At 61.7% G+C, this 18384-nt stretch carries 6 protein-coding genes; 4 read left to right on the top strand and 2 right to left on the bottom strand.

Annotated features, from left to right (window positions below):
* Positions 1–20: 20 nt before the first annotated feature.
* Complete coding sequence (locus tag VGU25_08610; protein HEV2577259.1) at positions 21–2477, bottom strand: phosphoketolase family protein; 2457 nt, start codon at positions 2475–2477, stop codon at positions 21–23.
* 118 nt (positions 2478–2595) lie between these two features.
* Between VGU25_08610 and VGU25_08605 the strand changes: the two genes are divergently transcribed.
* Together VGU25_08605 and VGU25_08600 are read left to right on the top strand one after the other, a co-directional pair.
* On the top strand, positions 2596–5208 hold the full coding sequence (locus tag VGU25_08605) for an AMP-binding protein (GenBank protein HEV2577258.1): 2613 nt from the start codon (positions 2596–2598) through the stop codon (positions 5206–5208).
* A gap of 112 nt (positions 5209–5320) precedes the next feature.
* Positions 5321–6067 (top strand): response regulator transcription factor, encoded by a 747-nt coding sequence (locus tag VGU25_08600; protein ID HEV2577257.1) that lies wholly within the window; start codon positions 5321–5323, stop codon positions 6065–6067.
* Between the two features lie 247 nt (positions 6068–6314).
* Here the strand turns inward: VGU25_08600 and VGU25_08595 are convergent, their stop codons facing one another.
* Entirely contained in the window at positions 6315–9818 is a 3504-nt protein-coding gene (locus tag VGU25_08595; GenBank protein ID HEV2577256.1) for a LamG-like jellyroll fold domain-containing protein, read from the bottom strand.
* Positions 9819–10358: 540 nt separating this feature from the next.
* Here VGU25_08595 and VGU25_08590 point away from each other — a divergent pair.
* Both VGU25_08590 and VGU25_08585 read left to right on the top strand, forming a co-directional pair.
* Entirely contained in the window at positions 10359–14309 is a 3951-nt protein-coding gene (locus VGU25_08590) for a carboxypeptidase regulatory-like domain-containing protein (protein ID HEV2577255.1), read from the top strand.
* A 91-nt stretch (positions 14310–14400) separates the two neighbouring features.
* Positions 14401–18378 carry an Ig-like domain repeat protein gene (locus tag VGU25_08585; GenBank protein HEV2577254.1) on the top strand — a complete coding sequence of 1326 codons (3978 nt, stop codon included), beginning with the start codon at positions 14401–14403 and terminating at the stop codon, positions 18376–18378.
* The last annotated feature ends 6 nt before the right edge of the window (positions 18379–18384 follow it).

The following is an 18384-nucleotide window of genomic DNA, read 5'->3' as shown; positions in this document are numbered from 1 at the left end:
GAGTGTAACGGCGCCGGTGTCTAGCCTTGCTGCGGATGCGATCCCTTCTGGAACTCCTGCTGTGGAGGATTTGCGGCGTCTTTGGTCGGGCCGGACCACGTCCAGTTGGTGATCTCCGGCCGATCGATGCCTTCGGTATGCGCGTAGTTGATCGATTCGATGATCTGATCTTTGAGCCAGCCCTTGATGTGTGCGGCGGTGTTTTGCAGGCTCGGCACGCGGTCGATGACGTCGATGGCGAGGTCGAAGCGGTCGATCTGGTTGAGGATGGCGAGCTCGAGCGGCGTGTTGATGTTGCCCTTCTCCTTGTAGCCACGGACGTGGATGTTGTCGTGGTTTTTGCGGCGGTACGTGAGCTTGTGGATGAGTGATGCGTAACTGTGAAAGTTGAAGATCACCGGCTTTGACGTGGTGAAGAGGCTGTCGAAGTCGCGGTCGCTAAGGCCGTGCGGATGCTCGGTGTCGGGCATCAGCCGGAAGATGTCAACGACATTCACGAAGCGAATCTTGAGGTTGGGGATCTTCTCTTTCAGGATGGCGACGGCGGCGAGCGCTTCCATCGTGGCAATGTCGCCTGCGCACGCGAGGACTGCGTCGGGCTCCTCCCCGTTATCGGTCGAGGCCCAGTCCCAGATGCCGATGCCTTTCGTGCAGTGCAGCACGGCGTCTTCCATTGAAAGAAAAACGAGGTGCGGCTGCTTGTCGGAGACGATGACGTTGTAATAGTCGACCGAGCGCAGGCAGTGGTCGGCAACAGAGAGCAGGCAGTTCGCATCGGGCGGCAGATAGATGCGAACGATGTCGGGACTCTTGTTGGTGACCACGTCGAGGAAGCCGGGGTCCTGATGCGTGAAGCCGTTGTGATCCTGCCGCCAGACGAGCGAGGTGATGAGGAGATTGATGGAAGAAATGGGCGCGCGCCAGCGAAGCTCATTCTTCGATTTCTCGAGCCACTTCGCGTGTTGATTAAACATCGAGTCGATGATGTGGACGAAGGATTCGTACGTAGAAAAGAAGCCGTGCCGGCCGGTGAGCACGTAGCCTTCGAACCAGCCTTCGAGCGTGTGCTCGGAGAGCATCTCCATCACGCGGCCGTCGTGCGAGATGTCAGTGCCGTCCGCGTCGATGGGCAGGATGTCGGCGAGCCATGTTTTATCGGACGCCGCGTAGATGCCGTCGAGTTTGTTGGAGGCGGTTTCGTCCGGGCCGAAGACGCGAAAGTTGGTCATGTTGCGCTTCATGATGTCGCGCAGGAAATTGGCCAGCGTTGCCGTCGGTGAGACGTAAATCTGCGCGTTGCCTTTGGGATCCACCGCATAGTCGCGGAAATCGGGAATCGCGAGCGGCTTGCGCAACAGACCGCCGTTTGCGTGCGGGTTGGCGGAGATACGGCGGTCGCCTTCGGGCGCAAGCTCCTGGAGTTCGGGAATCAAGCGGCCGTTTCCGTCGAAGAGTTCGTCCGGCTTGTAACTGCGCAGCCATGATTCGACCAATGCCAGGTCTTCCTTGTTCGTCTTTGCATCGGGGACGGGTACCTGGTGCGCGCGCCAGAAGTTTTCGACGTGATGGCCATGCACCATCTTCGGTCCCGTCCAGCCCTTGGGCGAGCGCAGGACGATCATGGGCCAGCGGGGGCGCGTTGAGTCGCAGTTGGTGCGGGCGTTCTGCTGGATCGAGCGAATCTCGTTGATGCAGTGCTCGAGGGTAGACGCCATGAGCTGATGCATGGCGTTGGGGTCGTCGCCTTCCACGAAGTATGGTGTGTAGCCGTAGCCGCGCATGAGGGCGTCGAGCTCGTCATGCGAGATCCGCGCGAGAATTGTGGGGTTCGCGATCTTGTAGCCGTTAAGGTGAAGGATGGGAAGAACAGCGCCATCGCGAATGGGATTCAGGAATTTGTTGGAGTGCCAGGAGGTGGCGAGCGGGCCCGTTTCGGCTTCACCATCGCCGATGCAGCACGCGACGATCAGGTCGGGGTTATCGAAGGCCGCGCCGAATGCATGCGAGAGCGAGTAGCCGAGCTCGCCGCCCTCGTGGATGGAACCTGGAGTTTCGGGGGTGCAGTGGCTGCCGAGTCCTCCGGGAAAGGAGAAGCGCCGGAAGAGCGTGAGCAAGCCTTCGGCATCCTGGCTGCAATCTGGGTAAACCTCGGAGTAGTGGCCCTCGAGGTAACCGTTGGCGAGCGTGGCGGGCGCGCCGTGGCCCGGGCCGGAGATGTAGATGACGTCGAGCGAATACTTCTTGATGAGGCGGTTGAGGTGCACCCAGATGAGAGACTGGCCTGGGTCGGAACCCCAGTGCCCAAGCAGGCGATTCTTGATGTGCTCGGGCTTGAGCGGCTCGCGAAGAAGCGGGTTGGCGCGAAGAAAGATCATGCCGCCGGAGAGATAGTTCGCGGCGTGCCAGTAGGCGTTCATGCGGCGGAGTTCGTCGGACGTGAGGGCAGCGGCGGGGGGCGCGATTACTTCAGTGGCCATGCTGGTATCTCCGTGGCTGCAGGATGCGAACATGCTACAGGGTCGATGTGCGTTGTGTGTAAAGCGCATGCGACGCGATGAATTGTTATCTATTGAAGTGAGGAGCGGGCGGGACGAAATGCAGCGCGAACATCTGGCGAGCTTGATTGAAGATATGCGCAGGCGCGGACGAGAGACGGCCGTGGTCGAGCATCGCGGCGTTCGGCACCTGCGCACGAGTTATGGCGAGGTTGCGGAGCTGGCGGGAAGATTCGCGACCGAGCTACGCAGGCGGGAGATTGGTGCGGGCGAGCGGGTTGTGATCTGGGGCGCGAGTTCGGCGGAGTGGATCGCGGCGTTTTTCGGATGTGTGCTGCGCGGCGTGATTGTGGTTCCTCTGGATGCGGCGGGCGCGCGTGGGTTTGTCGAGCGGGTCATTGCGGATACGCAGGCGACGCTGGTCGTTGGCGATGCGGAGCTGCTGCGCGGATTGAGTTTCGAAGGGCCGAAGCTTGCGCTGGAGGAATTGCAGGCGAAGCTGCCCGGCGAGGCGGAGTTTGCGGTTGATTCGGCGGTGACGCTGGATGCGCCGTTTCAGATTGTGTTCACCTCAGGGACGACGTCGGAACCGAAGGGGATTGTTCACACGCATCGCAATGTTCTCGTGAGCCTGGAGCCGATTGAGAGCGAGATTGAGAAATACCGGAAGTATGAGCGATGGGTACATCCTCTTCGGTTCATGCACACGCTTCCTTTGAGCCATGTGTTCGGGCAGTTCATGGGGTTGTGGATTCCGGCGGTATTGGGAGCGGAGCTGCACTTTGAGTCGCAGCTTGAGCCGTCGCGGATGGTTGAGTCGCTGAAACGTGAGCGGATCAACGTGCTGATTGCAGTGCCGCGCGTGATCGCGCTGCTGCGTGCGCACCTGTTGAACGAAGATGCTTCGCTGGCGAGGGATGTGGAGCGCGCGGCTGCGTTGCCGGCGTGGAAGCGCTGGTGGAAGCTGCGGCGGGTGCATCGCAAGCTGGGCTGGCGGTTCTGGGCGCTGATCTGCGGCGGGGCGACGCTACCGAATGATTTGGAATCGTTCTGGCGCACGGTGGGGCTGCCGGTCATTCAAGGCTACGGGATGACGGAGACTGCGGCGCTGGTAACGCTGAATCACCCCTTCAAGATTGGGCGGGGAACGCTGGGAAAGCCGCTGCCTGGGCGCGAAGTGAAGATTGGCGAGGGCGGCGAGGTGCTGGTGCGCGGCGCGATGGTGTCGGGAGCCACCTGGCAGGGCGGAGTTATGAGGCCGCGCGAAGACGAGTGGCTCGCGACGGGCGACCTTGCAGCGCAGGATGAAAGCGGCGAACTGCGTTTTCTGGGACGCAAGGGCGATGTGATTGTGACGGGGGCCGGGTTGAATGTGCATCCGGCGGACCTGGAAGCCGAGTTGATGGAGCAGGAGGGCGTGAAGGCTGCGGCAGTTGTGGCGTGCGACGGAGCGAACGGGCAGGAGCCGGTAGCGGCGGTGATCTTCGACGGCAGCGATGTGGAGCTGAGTGAGGCTGTGCGTCGCGCGAATGCGTCGCTCGCCGAGTATCAGCAGATTCGGCGATTTGTGCGCTGGCCGGATCCGGTGTTGCCGTATACGTCGACGGGCAAGCTGATTCGCAGGCAGGTCGCGGCCTGGGCCTGTGCGGCGGTGCGGAGTGGTGGCGCTGTAGCGAAGCCGCAGGAGATGCTGCTCGCAATGATTGCTGATGTGACGGGCGAGACGCCGCGCGAGACAGGCGACGATGCGCGGTTGAGTGAGGATCTGCATCTCGACAGCCTGGCGCGGGTGCAGTTGCAGTCGCTGATGGAGAGCAGGTTGGGTGTGGAGATCAATGATGAGGCGATCGCGCAGGCGAAGACGCTGGGTGAGCTGAGGAGGCTCGCCGGTGTGGGCGTCGCGAGTGCAGCATCGCAAGTTGAAGCCGCGAGGGCTGAGGCTGTTCTGCCGGCGGAAGCGCCTCTGAGATCCGGTGCCGATGCGGCACTTGTGCGCGAGGCAAATCGCGGGGCATCGCGGGAAGTATTGTCCTACTGGCGCTGGCCGTGGGCGTGGCCGATGCAGGTTGTGCGCGTGGCGTTTCTGGAGTTGATTGCGCGGCCGTTGATCCGTTTACTGGCAAAGCCGCGAGTTGTGCTGACGACGCAAGTCATTCCGGAAGGGCCGATGTTGATCATCGGCAATCATGTGACGGCGTATGATGGGCCGCTGATTTTGTATGGATTGCCAGGGCGCGTGCGCAGGCGCGTGGCAATTGCGATGTCCGGCGAACTGCTGCAGGATCTGCGGCGCGGACGGGGACAGGGCAATGCGGTAGTGAATGCGCTGGCGCCGATCGGATATTGGTTGATCACTGCGTTGTATAACGTCTTTCCGCTGCCGCGGCTGCGCGGATTCCGCAGGAGCTTCGCGCATGCGGGTGAGGCGATGGACCGCGGGTATTCGGTGATGGTGTTTCCGGAGGGGCATCGCAGCGAGACGGGCAAGCTGCAGAGGTTTCGCGAGGGTACGGGGTTGCTGGCTAAGGAGTCGCAGGTGCCGGTGCTGCCGGTTGCGTTGAGAGGGTTGGGTGAGTTGAAGACGAGTGGCAGATGGGTGCGGTCCGGGAAGTTGGAGGTACGGGTCGGCGGCCCGGTGCAGCTGAGGGCGGAGGCGACGGCAGCGGAGTGGACAGCGGCGCTTGAGGCGGCGGTGCGAGGACTGCTGGAGTAACTCATGTGGGTTCCTGCGGATGCGCGAATTTACGCGGCGTTCGCAATGTGAAAGCGGGGTGAAACTAGACTTGTGGTGTGCGGAGGAGAGCTCTGCGCGGCGGAGGCAGGACGTGAGCCAGACCCAGACAGTTTTTGTTCTGGAGGACGATCCGGATATCAACCGGCTGGTGGGACATCAGTTGGAGCGGGCGGGATACGCAGTCCGGCCGTATTTTGCGATTGGATCGATTGTGGACGACGCGGAGCGCGCGCGGCCGTCGCTGTTTTTGCTGGATGTGATGGTGCCGGGCGGAGATGGCATGGAACTGTGCCGGCGTCTGCGGCGGCATGCCACGCTGAGCAGCGTGCCGATCATCTTCCTGACGGCGCGGGCATCCGAGAACGACCGTGTGCGTGGGCTGGAACTGGGCGCGGATGATTACATCACGAAGCCGTTTGGGATGCGTGAGCTGCTGGCGCGGGTGAAGGCGGTGCTGCGGCGGTTCGAGCAGCCGGTGAGCGAAGCGGCTTCGCCGCTGATCAAGTTCGACGATGTGGAGATTGACCGTGGCGCGATGCAGTTGCGCGTGAAGGGCGAGCCGGTGCCGACGACGGCCACGGAGTTTCGGCTGCTGGAGTACCTGGTGCGGCATCCGTCGCGGGTGTTTACGCGCGACCAGTTGCTGGATGCGGTGTGGGGTGATGCGCGGTTTGTGACGCCGCGGAGCGTGGATGTTTACGTCGGGCGGATCCGCGAAAAGATCGAGGAGACGCCGGAGACGCCGCGATATCTGAAGACGCTGCGTGGAGCAGGGTACCGGTTTGAGTTCCCGAAGACGCGCGAGCCTGAGGCCGAGATGAGTGGGGCGCGGGGGTAGGTACCCCCCCTCCCCCCTGTTTTCTGCTTAAGTATCTGGAATCAAGACTTTGCGATGTATGTAGATGCGCAAAGTATTCATTCCATTTGGCTTACGCGTAAAGTATCTGAAATCAAGGAGATAGGGCGGCCTATGGGGGCTGCCCTTTTTCGTGCTCTTCGCCTCGGTTTGCGTCTTTGTTTGCTGCAGATAGCCGAGGAATCGCGGTTACGCGACCAGCTCCCAGCTGCGAGCTTCGAGCTGCGAGTTAAGGCGTGCTGTTGATCGTCGCGGGGGTGATGTTCCATCCGCGCAATGTGACGACAGGGTGGGCGTGTGCGGGTGAGGATGGATAAGTGATTTCGATCGTGCGCTGCTCGTTGGGCAGGAGTGAGACGTAGTTGTCGCTGTAGTAGGCGGGCAGGATGCGTTGGCCCTTCGGGCCGTCAAGCAGCGTGAGTTTGGTGGTGAGCGCGGTTGTCTGCGAGGGGTTCGTCAGCTTTACGGTGATGTGGTTTTCGGAGTTGCTGGACTCCGAAGTCGCCGAGGCCTGGAGAGTGACTGCGGGCAGGTCGTTCAGCTTGCGATAGTCGGAGTCGTGCGCGGCGAGCCAGTAGAAGTTCTGGGAGAGCAGCTTTTTGTTCGCGTCGGTGAGGGTGAGCTTCACGAAGATGACACCGTTGTCGGAGAGCGCGTCTTCGAGGGCGAGCCGCTGAAGGTTGGTTGCGGCATTGGGTGAGGCGCTTTCGAGGTGGAGGGTGCTCTCGGAAAGCGGATGGTTGGAGAGATCGAAGACCTGCGCGTGGACGGTGAGGTTGGGGAGCGCGGTGGTCGTGTTGTTGATGATGGCAATGGTGTGGTCGGGAAGGTTGAGCTGGATGTGGATGGGCTCGCTGGCGAGCTTTGCGCCGTAGTACGCGGCGTGGGTGTCGTAGTCGTGCGAGAAGATCTGCCACTCGGTGGAGGGCCAGGCGGGCTGCGTCATCCAGAGCATGCGTCCGCTGTTGGGGTTCCAGAGGTGTGCGTTGAAGCCTTCAAAGACGGCGCGGTGGCCGACATAGTTGAGGAGTTGGGCTTTGCGGTCGAAGTCCTGCAGAGAGGATGGAGGGCCGAGCTGCTCGTCCATGGCCTGCATGAAGACGGCGGTGTCGCCGTTCCCGCCCTGGTGCCAGTCGTGATAGGCCCAGTCATCCGAGATGGGCCATTGATCTTCTTTAGGAAGGAAGCTTTGGAATGATTCGAGGGTTGGCGGGGACGGTAAGCCGATTTCGACAGCGAAGCCGAGCGCGAGGTGCGTGAAGTACTCGGATGGCTCCTGATATTTGTAAGGGCCGCTGTCGTGGAGGTTCACGCGGTTGGAACTGGCGGAGTAGAAGCGCGTGCCGTCGAGTGAGGCGATGAGCGAGATGAGACCGCGGTTGAGGGCGGGAGTGGGGACGCCTTCGTTGCGTCCGCACCAGACGGCGATGGAGGGATGGTTGCGGAAGCGCGTGATGGTGTCGCGTGCGTTACGGAGGAAGAGCGCGGAGTCGTCGGGCTCGATGTTGTCGTCCTGGGTGGAGTCCCAGAAGTCGTTCCAGACGAGGAGGCCGTATTGGTCGGCGAGATCGTAGAAGGATTCTTCGGTGTTCTGGCCCATCCAGTTGCGGATGATGTTCATGTGGGCGTCGCGCTGCAGGCGGAAGAAGGGCTCGAGGCGATCGCGGCTGACGCGCTTGAGCATGTCCTCCATGCCGGAAGCGCCGCCACGAATGGCGATGCGCACGCCGTTGACGCGGATGACGAGGGCGGGCTGCGTGGCGAAGTCGTTGGTGTCGCGGACGGCGGGTGAGTGTTCGCCGGTGGGCGTGAGCGAGGCGACCCAACCGAGCGGCGTCTCGCGAATGCCTTCGTGAGTTTCGTCGACGAGCGGGTCGTCAGTCAGTGCGGCTTTGGCGGGGTCGATCTCGACGCGGCGGAGATGGCCGGTGGTGTCGAGCAGCGACAGCTCGTAGGTGAGCTCGCGGATACCGAAGTTGGAGCGGAGCTCGTCGGAGAGTTCGTTTCCGATGTGTATGGAAGCGGCGAGGTGATAGAGGTTGGGCTCGCCGTAGCCGTTGGGCCACCAGAGGCGCGGGTGCGCGATGTTGAGCTCGGGTGTGTCTGCGGGTGTGAGGGTGACGCTGCTGTCGCCTGGTGCGACGGTGATGGGGCGGGTGATGTGCACGTTTTCAAAGGAGACATCGAGCGTGGAGTGGAGTGTTTCGGCAGTGGCGTTGTGCAGTGGGACGCGGAGCGTGATGGCGGCGCGCGAGGTGTCGGGGAGTGGGAGTGTGGTGACGATCTGGGGCGTGTCGAGCGAGACGGGGCCTTGCGCGGAGAGCGTGACGTCCTGCCAGATGCCCATGTCGCGGTCGCGGATGGCGGGGATCCAATCCCAGCCCTCGGTGTCGGCGAAGGTGGGACCGTCGATGGTCATGAGGCCGCCGTTTTGGCCGGGGCCGTCGGCGAGCGACTGCTCGTGCGGGATGCCGGGATGGTCAGGCGGCGAGATGAGCACGGCGAGCACGTTGTCGCCGGGTGTGAGCAGGCCGGCGACATCGAAGCGGCCGCGAGTGAAAGCGCCGTCGATGCGGCCGAGCGCGTGGCCGTTGAGGAAGATTTGCGCGCGATAGTTGATGCCGTTGAAGTTAATCGTGGGATGGCCGTGCAGCGTTGAGGGCGGCGCGGTGAAATGCGTGCGGAACCAGAAGCGTTTGTGCGCGAGCGATTCCGGGATGGCCATGTTGTTGAGGCCGAAATCGGGGTCGGGGTAGACGCCACGCGCGACGAGCGTGGTGAGGACGGTGCCGGGAACGACGGCGGCGTACCAGTGCGAGTCGTCGAAGCCAGGTGCGGAGATACGCGGGGGATTAGGTAAATCGTTTGAATCCTCGGCCATTCGCCAATTTGCGCGAAGTGTGAGGGTGCGGTTGTCGTCGGAGAACGTGTCGGTGAGATGGGGAACGGGTTGCGCGACAGGCTTCTGCGGAGGAGCGGCGCTGCGCGGGAGTGTGGCAGGATCCTGCGGACTGCGGTAGCCGATCCATTGGCGAGTTTGCACGGGCCAGGGTTTCGAGGCGTCGTCGAAGGCGAGGTTGTCGAGATCAGTGGGCGGGTGAGCGAGTTGCTCGCGGTCCGCGGGTGTGAGATCGCGCGCGAGGTTTACGAATGCGAGCAGACCGCTGAAGTGATGGAACTCGGAGGAGGGTGTAACGACGGGAGCGATCTGCAGTTCGGGAGTGGCGGGACCGATGGGCATCGGGGCGTGCGCGACGTCGTGGCCGTCGACGAGGAGATGCGTGTCCGCGCCGTCGGTGTAGACGGCGATGGAGTGCCAGGAGTTGGGAGCGAGCGTGGTGGAGGATTCGAGTGTGTTCTGCCCACTCTCGCCAGCAAGCTGGCCGGGGATCCCGGCCGAACCGGCCCAGAATGTGGGTTTTCCGGAGCGCAGAGCAAGGAAGCGAGGGAAAGTTTCGAGAGGCTGGCCGACGCCGGCGAGCAGCGCGGTTTCGTTAGCGGTGTCGGGCTTTACCCAGAGCGCGAGGGACCAGCCTGACCCGGAGAGCGCGAGAGGATCGTGCGCGGCCAATTGCTTCGTAACCCCAATTCCGCCAGCGATGGAGCGCACGTTGTACGGGCCATAGGCGGGAGTCGCGGGAGCGGACTGGGCGATGGCGGAGCAGGCGAGCGAGACGAAAAGAAAGCAGGGTAGCAGAGCAGAGCAATGGGGAGCAGAGCGTTCCAGCTTCATCGAGCCTCTCGTTCGGTTGGTGGCCTTTGGCTGAGGTTGTGGACGGTGATAACCCTACCACGCGGACGCGATGGGATGAGAGTGTAACCGGAGGGCGGAACGCTCACGTGTTTTGTGGGCAGGAAAAATATCTCAGGGCGTAAGAGAGTGATGCTGCGTCGGCGACGCGGGCGGGAAGTGTTGTCGATTCAAACAATGGGAAGAATTGCGAGCATGTGGGCCTGAATCGATTTTTTAGCGCACACAGCGGAATTTTTCTTGACAGTCACAGGGCGCTTCTATATCAAGGCTGGTGCCTTCATGATAACGACACCGGTGGAGCTCTGGACGAGAGATAGGCAGCGTTGCGGCCCCGCGGCGCGTTGGTGCGAAATTGACGGTTTGGACGGGGTGGAATCGATGGATGTCGTGGGCGCCGTCGAGCGAAGGGCACAGCAAACGGACAGATTAATGAACCGGCAGAAGAGGCTGCGAGAGGCGCTCGTGTGGGGCGGAGTGCAGCCGGGTCAAACGGAAGGAAACCAACGGGAGGTTGTAGCGATGAGGTCATTTCCCAGGATCAGGCCGGCAGCCGCACTGGTGATGCTGTTGGTCGCGGGGCTGCTGTTGTGGCAATCGCCCGTGATGGCGCAGGAGACGACCGGAAGCGTGTCGGGCATTGTGCAGGACTCGACGGGCGCGGCGATTCCTCACGCGAGTGTCGTTTTGATGAATCTCTCGAATAAGACCGAGCGCAGGACGGTGAGCAATGGCACGGGCGAGTTCACGATTCCGTCGGTGCCGTCGGATGTGCGGTACCAGGTGAAGGTATCGATGCAGGGGTTCAAGGCGTGGGAGTCGAAGCCGTTTCCCGTGCGCCCGGGTGACCGCATCGCGTTCAGCGATATCAAGCTGCAGATTGGCGAGGCCACGGCTGAGGTGACGGTGGAAGCGACGGAGAGCCAGGCGGTGAAGCCGCTGGACACGCCGGAGCGCAGCGATGTAATTACGTCGAAGGATTTGGAAACGCTGGCGATCGTGGGCCGCGATGCGACGGAGCTGATTGAGACGCTGCCAGGGTTTTCGGTGATCAGCCCGGGCGTGAATAACCAGACGTCGGCGAACACGGCGGCGGTGGGAATTAATAACAACATCACGGGTGGGTACTCCTCCAACGGCGCGGGACCGACGGGCCTGGCGACGGTGCTGGACGGAGTTTCGCTGACCGACATCGGATCGCGCACCAACACCGTGCAGACGGTGAACGCGGACATGATCGAGAGCGCCAAGGTTTCGACCTCGACGTTCAGCGCGGTGAACGCGCAGGGGCCTTCGATCTTCAACGCGACGACGAAGCATGGCACATCGACGTACCACGGTGAGCTGTACTTCTATGCCCGCAACACGGCGATGAACTCCAACGACTGGGACAACAATTACCTGCAGCAGACGCGGCCGGATGGAAGCTACTACTATCCGGGTGGAACGATCGGCGGGCCGCTGTGGATTCCGGGCACGAGATTCGGACGAAGCAACAATAAGCTGTTCTTCTTCTTCGGGCTGGAGTATCTGAACCAGAAGTTCTCGCCGACGACGCTGGATTCATGGGTGCCGACGCTGGCCGAGCGCACGGGTGACTTCAGCGTGGCGAACCTGAATGCGCAGCTCTGCGGAGCGCGGCCCGATGGGCTGCTGAATCCGAATGCGATTCAGCCGATGTGCTACGCGGAGAATTATCTTGCGAACGGGAACATGGTGGCGGACGGCAATGTGAAGCCGTTTGCGAACGCGGGTGGCGTGGCTCTGGTGAACTGGCTGCCTCTCCCGAACGCGGACCCCTTCCATAATGTGTCCGGCTACAACTACATTCAACCGGTCGTGGTGAATCAGAACGGCGATATTCTTCACGCGCGCGTGGATTACGCGATCAACGATCGTAACAGCGTGTATGCGGCCTACGGACGGCAATCGCAGATCACGGACCAGCCGGTCAACCTGAATTACATTCCCAGCAATTCGGTGCTCTATCCGGGCGGCATCACTACCGGAGACATCTCGAATATTGCGTCGCTCACGTATACGCACACGTTCAGCAGCTCGGTGACCAACGAGGTGGAAGCTGCGATCTCGTTTTACAGCCAGCCCGGCAACATGGGGAATCCGGCTGCGGTGTCGCGGTTCAGCATGAATTCGTACAACGGCGGCAATGGCAACTTCAACTACCTGGGTGAGTACAAGAATGCGGGCGACTACTCCGTGCCTGCGCTGCAGGATTACAGCAATCTGGGGTATCCGAACCTGCTGATGCCCGGCGGCTTCTACAACAACCAGATTCATCTGAAGAAGGTCGTGCCGGATGTGCAGGAGGTTCTGAGCTGGACCAAGGGCGCGCACTTCTTCCAGTTCGGCGTGTACGCGGAGAAGGGAATCATCAACGGAACCGCGGTCGGCGGCTATCCGCAGGGCATGTACACCTTCAACCCCGGGAACTCCTTCTACGAATACAACAGCAATCCGCAGGCGCCCTTCACGAACGCGCAGTTCATCGCCTGCCAGAACCCGCAGACGACGGGAACGAGCCGGCTCTCGGGCGCAGCGTATCTCGGTTCCTGTATTAACCCGGTGGCGATGATGTACCTGGGCACACCGGACAGCTTCACGCAGACAAACTTCACGCCGATCGCGGACATGCAGTACAACACCGTGGCCGGTTTTGTGAACGACCAGTGGAAGATTCACGCCAAGGCGTTGCACGAGTTCACAGTGATGCTCGGCGCACGCATTGAGCATCTCGGCCCATGGACGGACAAGCATAACAACGGGCTCGCGACCTTCTCGCCCTCGCTTTACAAGCAGCAGTGCACCGAAGCGATTGGATCGCCGGTTTCGTGCCAGGCGACGACAGACTATCCGGGCATCGTGTGGCACGGAACGCAGAGCTCCATCTCGAACTCGGTCAACAGCCCGCAGTCCATCTACTTCTCGCCGCGTGTCGGCATGGCATGGGACATATTCGGCCACGGGAACACCGTGCTGCATGGTGGATGGGGCGAGTACCGGCATCAGGAGGAGTTCGCACCGTATGCTGCCGCCGCAGCCACCGCGCAGGGCTTCAAAACAACCTACCTGCAGCAGCAGTGGAACTTTGACGGTGTGGATGAGCAGTCGCCGGTCAATCCTTCGGACTTCAACATCGATGTCGTCTCCACGACCGACACAGAGCGGCCGATCATTTATCAGTACAACGGCACGATCTCCCAACGGATCAATACGACCCACCTAAGGGGAGCTTTCGCGAACTCGCTGGTTGAGGTTGCGTATGTCGGCACGAAGATGCAGCATCTCAGCTCGTTCAACCAGGGCAGTTCGTATAACGAGGCCTCCGATCTGAACCTGATTCCGGGCGGGTACATGTTCGGCGACCAGACGACGAACGGCTTCTGCCTCTGCAACCTTCCTGGAAAGCTGAGTGCGGTCAGTATCGGTTCGCTGACGACGGCGGGACAGGACTGGTTCCGTCCGTACCCGTTCTATCAGCACATCTACATGCTGAACCATAACTTCTACGGCAACTACAACGGCCTGCAGACGAGCTGGAACAAATCCACCGGGCTGGTGACGTTCGGGGTGAACTACACGTTCTCGAAGACGCTGGCGACGGCGGCCTCTTACAACAACCAGATTGTCGATCCAGTGAACCTGCGCAACGACTACAACCCGGCACCCTACGATCGCACGCATGTCGTCAACGCGCATTACCAGGTGGATCTTGGCAAGCGTTACAAGGGCGACAGCACCCTGATGAAGGAAGTGGCGAACGGCTGGTTGATTTCCGGTATTTCAAGCTGGCAGAGCGGTGTCGATCTGCCATCGGCGCAGGGCCAGAACTTTGGCTTTGGATATGGATCGCTGCAGGTCGTGCAGGTGGCTACGAAGCAGCAGGCGGTCTCCACCTCCTACCAGCAGGTGTGTGAGAACGAGTACAACATCCCGCGAGACAAGAACGGCAACCAGTTCTGCGTGACCAACATGGATCCGACCACATGGCTGGGAACACCGGACTACCAGTTGATGCCGACGCTGAACTGTAATCCGGCAACCGGAGGAAAGAGCAAACAGTACATTAACCCGCTCTGCTTTGGCGTGCCGATGCCGGGAGGGCCGACGACCGGACCCTTTGCGGGAGTGACGACGAACCCGACAGGGCAGGGAGCCTACCGGCTGCCGTATATACACGGGCCGGCATATCAGAACCACAATCTTTCGCTTTATAAGAATTTCGGTATTGAGGGAAGGACCCTGCAGTTGCATGCGTCTGCGTTCAACTTCCTTAATCATCCGCTGACCTCGTTCAACAACAACGACAACACGAATTTGAATATGGGCAACCTGAACTTTGCCGTCGCGGGGCAGCCACTTACGCCGACGCAACTCAGAGCTCCGGATTTCGGCATCGCGAATATCAAGTACGGATCAAGGCTGATGGAACTGGGAGCCAAGTTCACGTTCTAAGTTGTGGCTCCGGCCGGCTGCAAGCGGCCGAAAGAATGCGAGAGGCCAGCAGCCGAACGCATGGGATTGATTCAGATTTTGGAGGGGTCTTATGGCCATCGAGACAGCAGCGAATCTCCGGGGGCTGGTGCGCTCCGGGTTAGTGATTGCGCTCGGAATGTTGTCTTTCAGCGGCGCGGGCAACGCGCAGAAGAACCTGGTCTCGACCGGATCGGTGATTCCGTTCCCGCTGAATCTGCCTGCTCCCTGCCAGATCTACAAGGCGATCAACGCGCCCAACGGAGACACGGTGTTTCTCGATGTGTGCGGCGGCGGCGGTTATGGCTCGCTGTATCAGTTGAAGAAGGGCGCGACGACGTTGCAGGTTGTCGCTAACAACATCGACTCCTCGGGCACGTACTGGAACGAGGGCATGGCGATGGATGCCAAAGGGACGCTCTATATTACAGACCGCTACAGCGGCAGCCAGCACATCTACCGCGTGCCCTATAACCCGGCGGACGGGACGTGGGATTTTTCGGCGACCACGGACAACTGGGAGCCGCAGATTGCAGCCGGATTCGGCGGCTCGGGAACGGTGGGCGTTGCGTTCTATGACAGCCCCGCGAAGGATGGCAGCGGGCTATTGTTTGTTTCTGAAGAGACATCGAGCGCGCTGCTGGTCATACCGGTGAATAGCGACGGGACGGTTACAAATTTTCCGTCCGGTGCGAAGTCCGGCCTGCCCGAATATCAATATCTGCTGACGGGACTGGCGGCGAAGATCATGCCGATGGACGTGGACGTCAACGGCAATCTTTATTTCATTGAGAATCCGTACGTCGGCTCTGCGAACCGCAGCACGGGCGTTTACTTTATTCCGGCAGCGACGATTGCGAGCTGCGTTTCGGCGATGAAGGCGGGCACGTCCACGCCGGATACCGCGTGCATCTCGGGCACTGAGTCCTCACTGCAGCGCATCGATCCAGGCAATACGGAGAAGTTCAACGGCCTTACGCATGACGCGGCGGGGAATATTTACGTCGGTGACGCGACCGACAGTTATGGAGGCACGCGGAGTGGATTGCTGATGATTCCGAATGAGAGCGGAAGCCCGGTCGGTGTCACGGCGACAAGCTTCAACTTCGAACACGCCGAGTACCTCGCGCCGGTGGCGATCAACGCCAATCCTCTCATCGACTATCGCGGCTTCTTCTGGCTGCCGACGGGAACGACGAGCAACTGGTCGCCGGCGGGTTCGGGACCGATCGCCGGCACCGGGAACATCATTGTGTGGCAACCGGGAGCGGCGAATCTCGGCTCGACCCCGGTGGGCACCGCGGGGACGCCGGGCGTTGTGTTCTTCTCGTTCAGCGGGCCCGTGACGCCGGGCAGCATCGTGCTGACGCAGCCGAATGGCGGCGGAGACTTTATCGCCTCCAGCACGAACCCGAATCCACCGCCGACTGGAACGACACCAGCCGTGCCATGCACTGCCGGCACCGCTTATAGCACCTATTCGAGCTGCCAGTACTGGGTGTCGCTGGATCCCTCGGGCACAAACTCCGTTGGCAACGACCAGGGGCAGGTCTCGATGCTCGACAAGTCGAGCAATGTGATCTCGGGAAGCACGGCATACCTGCAGGGCGTTGGAGTCGGACCGGCGGTGGCGCTGTTGTCGCCGGTGGCGCAGACGCCGCTTGCGACGAGCCTCAAGCAACCGGCGCAGGTTGCGGGCGACTCGCTGGGCAACGCCTACGTGGCTGACCCAGGACAGCACGCGGTGCTGTTGTTCCCGGCCGGAACGACGACCGCGTTTGCCGGCTCTCCGGTGGGAACCGGACTTACGGCGCCGACAGGCGTTGCGGTCGATGGCAACGGCGACATCTATATTGCTGACTCTGGCAAGGTCATCGAAATCCCGTCAGTCGGAGGGACGCCGAATCCTGCCGGGCAGACCACCGTGGCGACGGGGCTGGGCGCCAATGTGCAGCTCGCCGTCGATGGCGCGGATAACGTCTACGCCGCCGACCCGGCGAATGCCCGCGTGGTGCGTATCTATAATCCGCAGACCTCCGTGATGGAGGGGCTGGGCACTGTTGGCAGCGGCTTTACGAAGCCGACGGCTGTAGCGGTGGACAACGCGGGGAACGTGTTCGTGGCGGACGGCTCGAACCTGGTCGAAGTGAATGTATGGGGCGGACAGACCTCGATCACGAGCAGTTTGTCGGCGCCGGTGACCGGACTTGTAGTTGATCCTTCGGGCTCGGTGTACGTCGCACAGACCGGCGGGATTATCCGGATTCCGGTGGAGAGCTCGGGGCTGAACGCGAACGATGCTTCGCCGATTGACAACACAGGCGTGACCGCGCCGACGGGCCTGGGCCTGGATGCGCTTGGCAACCTCTATGTGACGGCGGATGCCTACAACGTGACGACGATCAACACAACCGGCACGCCGCTGGGCCCGGTGACGACGAACGTCACGACACCCAACGTTCTGATGCTGGCGAACGCGGCCGTCAACTTCGGCATCGTGGACACGGCGACGACCAGCGACCCGGTGGACATCAGCGTGTTCAACATCGGCAACGCTCCGCTGTTGTTCTCCGCGACAACGGCGCCGGTGTTCTCAGGCACGAACGCGTCCGACTACGCGATTCAGTCGGATGGACAGAATCCGTGCGACACGACGGGCGCAACCTCCGTGGTGAGCGGATCGGCCTGCACGCTGGGTGTGACCGTGACCGCGGCCAACACGGGACTGAGCCAGGGGAGCCTCAGCTTCTCGACGAACGCAGTGAATGCTCCGACATCGAGCGCGACGCTGGAGGCGTACTCGGAGAACAACCTCTGCCGGACATCGACGACGATCACGCTGAATCCGGCAACGGGTGTCAGCTATCCGGGAAGCACAGCGGTGACGGCGACGGTCGCCGCGCTTGACCCGACCTGCTCGCCTGGGAACACGCCCACGGGCGGGAAGATTTCGCTGACGCTGGCACCGCAGACCAAGGGCGAGGCGCCGATCGTGCTGAACTCGACGGTCACGAACGGGACAGCGAGTTTCAACGCGACGGCCCTGAATGGTGGGGCCTACAACGTGTACGCGAGCTACCATGGCGACCCGATCTTCGGCGGCAGCTCGAGCTCGAAGACGTACACGTTCACGGTGGCGCAGGCTGCTTCCACGGCGACGCTCTCCACGCCGGCCGGGATAACGGCAACCAACGGCGTGTACTACGTGAAGCAGGGCTCGAGCACAGTGCTGACGGCGACGGTGACGTCGAAGCTTGGCTCGCCGACCGGGACGGTGACGTTCATGAATGGGTCAACCGTACTGGGCACGGCTGCGCTGAATGCTAGCGGCACCGCGACCTTCAACACGTCGAACCTAGCGCAGGGGCCGAGCACATCGCAGCTGGGGCAGGTCTACAACATCACCGCGGTGTATAGCGGCGATCTCAACTTCGCCAAAGCAACCTCAGCGGTCTCGGCGATCGAGATCATTCCGCCGAGCGCGTTGATCACGGCCAACCCCGCGTCCGTGACGACGAAGGCCGGCGTACCGGTGCAGAGCACGTTGACGATCACGCCGCTCGAGGGCTACGGGCCGAAGCTTGGCGCAACGCTCTACTGCGATAACTCAACGCTGCCGCAGTACGCCGAGTGCACGTTTGATGTGCCCACGCTCGATTTCGGAGACGACCTGACGGGCGCGCCGTTGTCCAGCCACGTGACGATCAGCAGCAATCTGCCGGTAAATGTTGGCACGTTGCATCACGATCCGCTGCGGAAGGGACCGTCGCCGATCGAGTATGCGGGCCTTTTCGGACTGGGGATGCTTGGGCTTGCGCTTCGCAAGAAGACGAGGCTGAATGCGAAGCTGCTTTCGGCGATCTGCGTGCTGCTGCTGGGCGGATCGATTGCGGGCCTTAGCGGATGCACGAACTCGGGCTATACGCATACGCCGGCCTCGCCGCAGGTCACAACGCCGTCGGGAACCTACCAGGTGAGCATTTACACGATCGATCTGACGACAAATCAACGCTCATCGCTTCCGTTCACGCTCACAGTGACGATTCAGTAGAAGGGT

Source organism: Acidobacteriaceae bacterium, from assembly GCA_035944135.1.
Taxonomy (GTDB): domain Bacteria; phylum Acidobacteriota; class Terriglobia; order Terriglobales; family Acidobacteriaceae; genus Granulicella.
The sequence above is the reverse complement of the archived record's forward strand: the minus strand, read 5'-3'. Positions and strand labels throughout refer to the sequence as shown.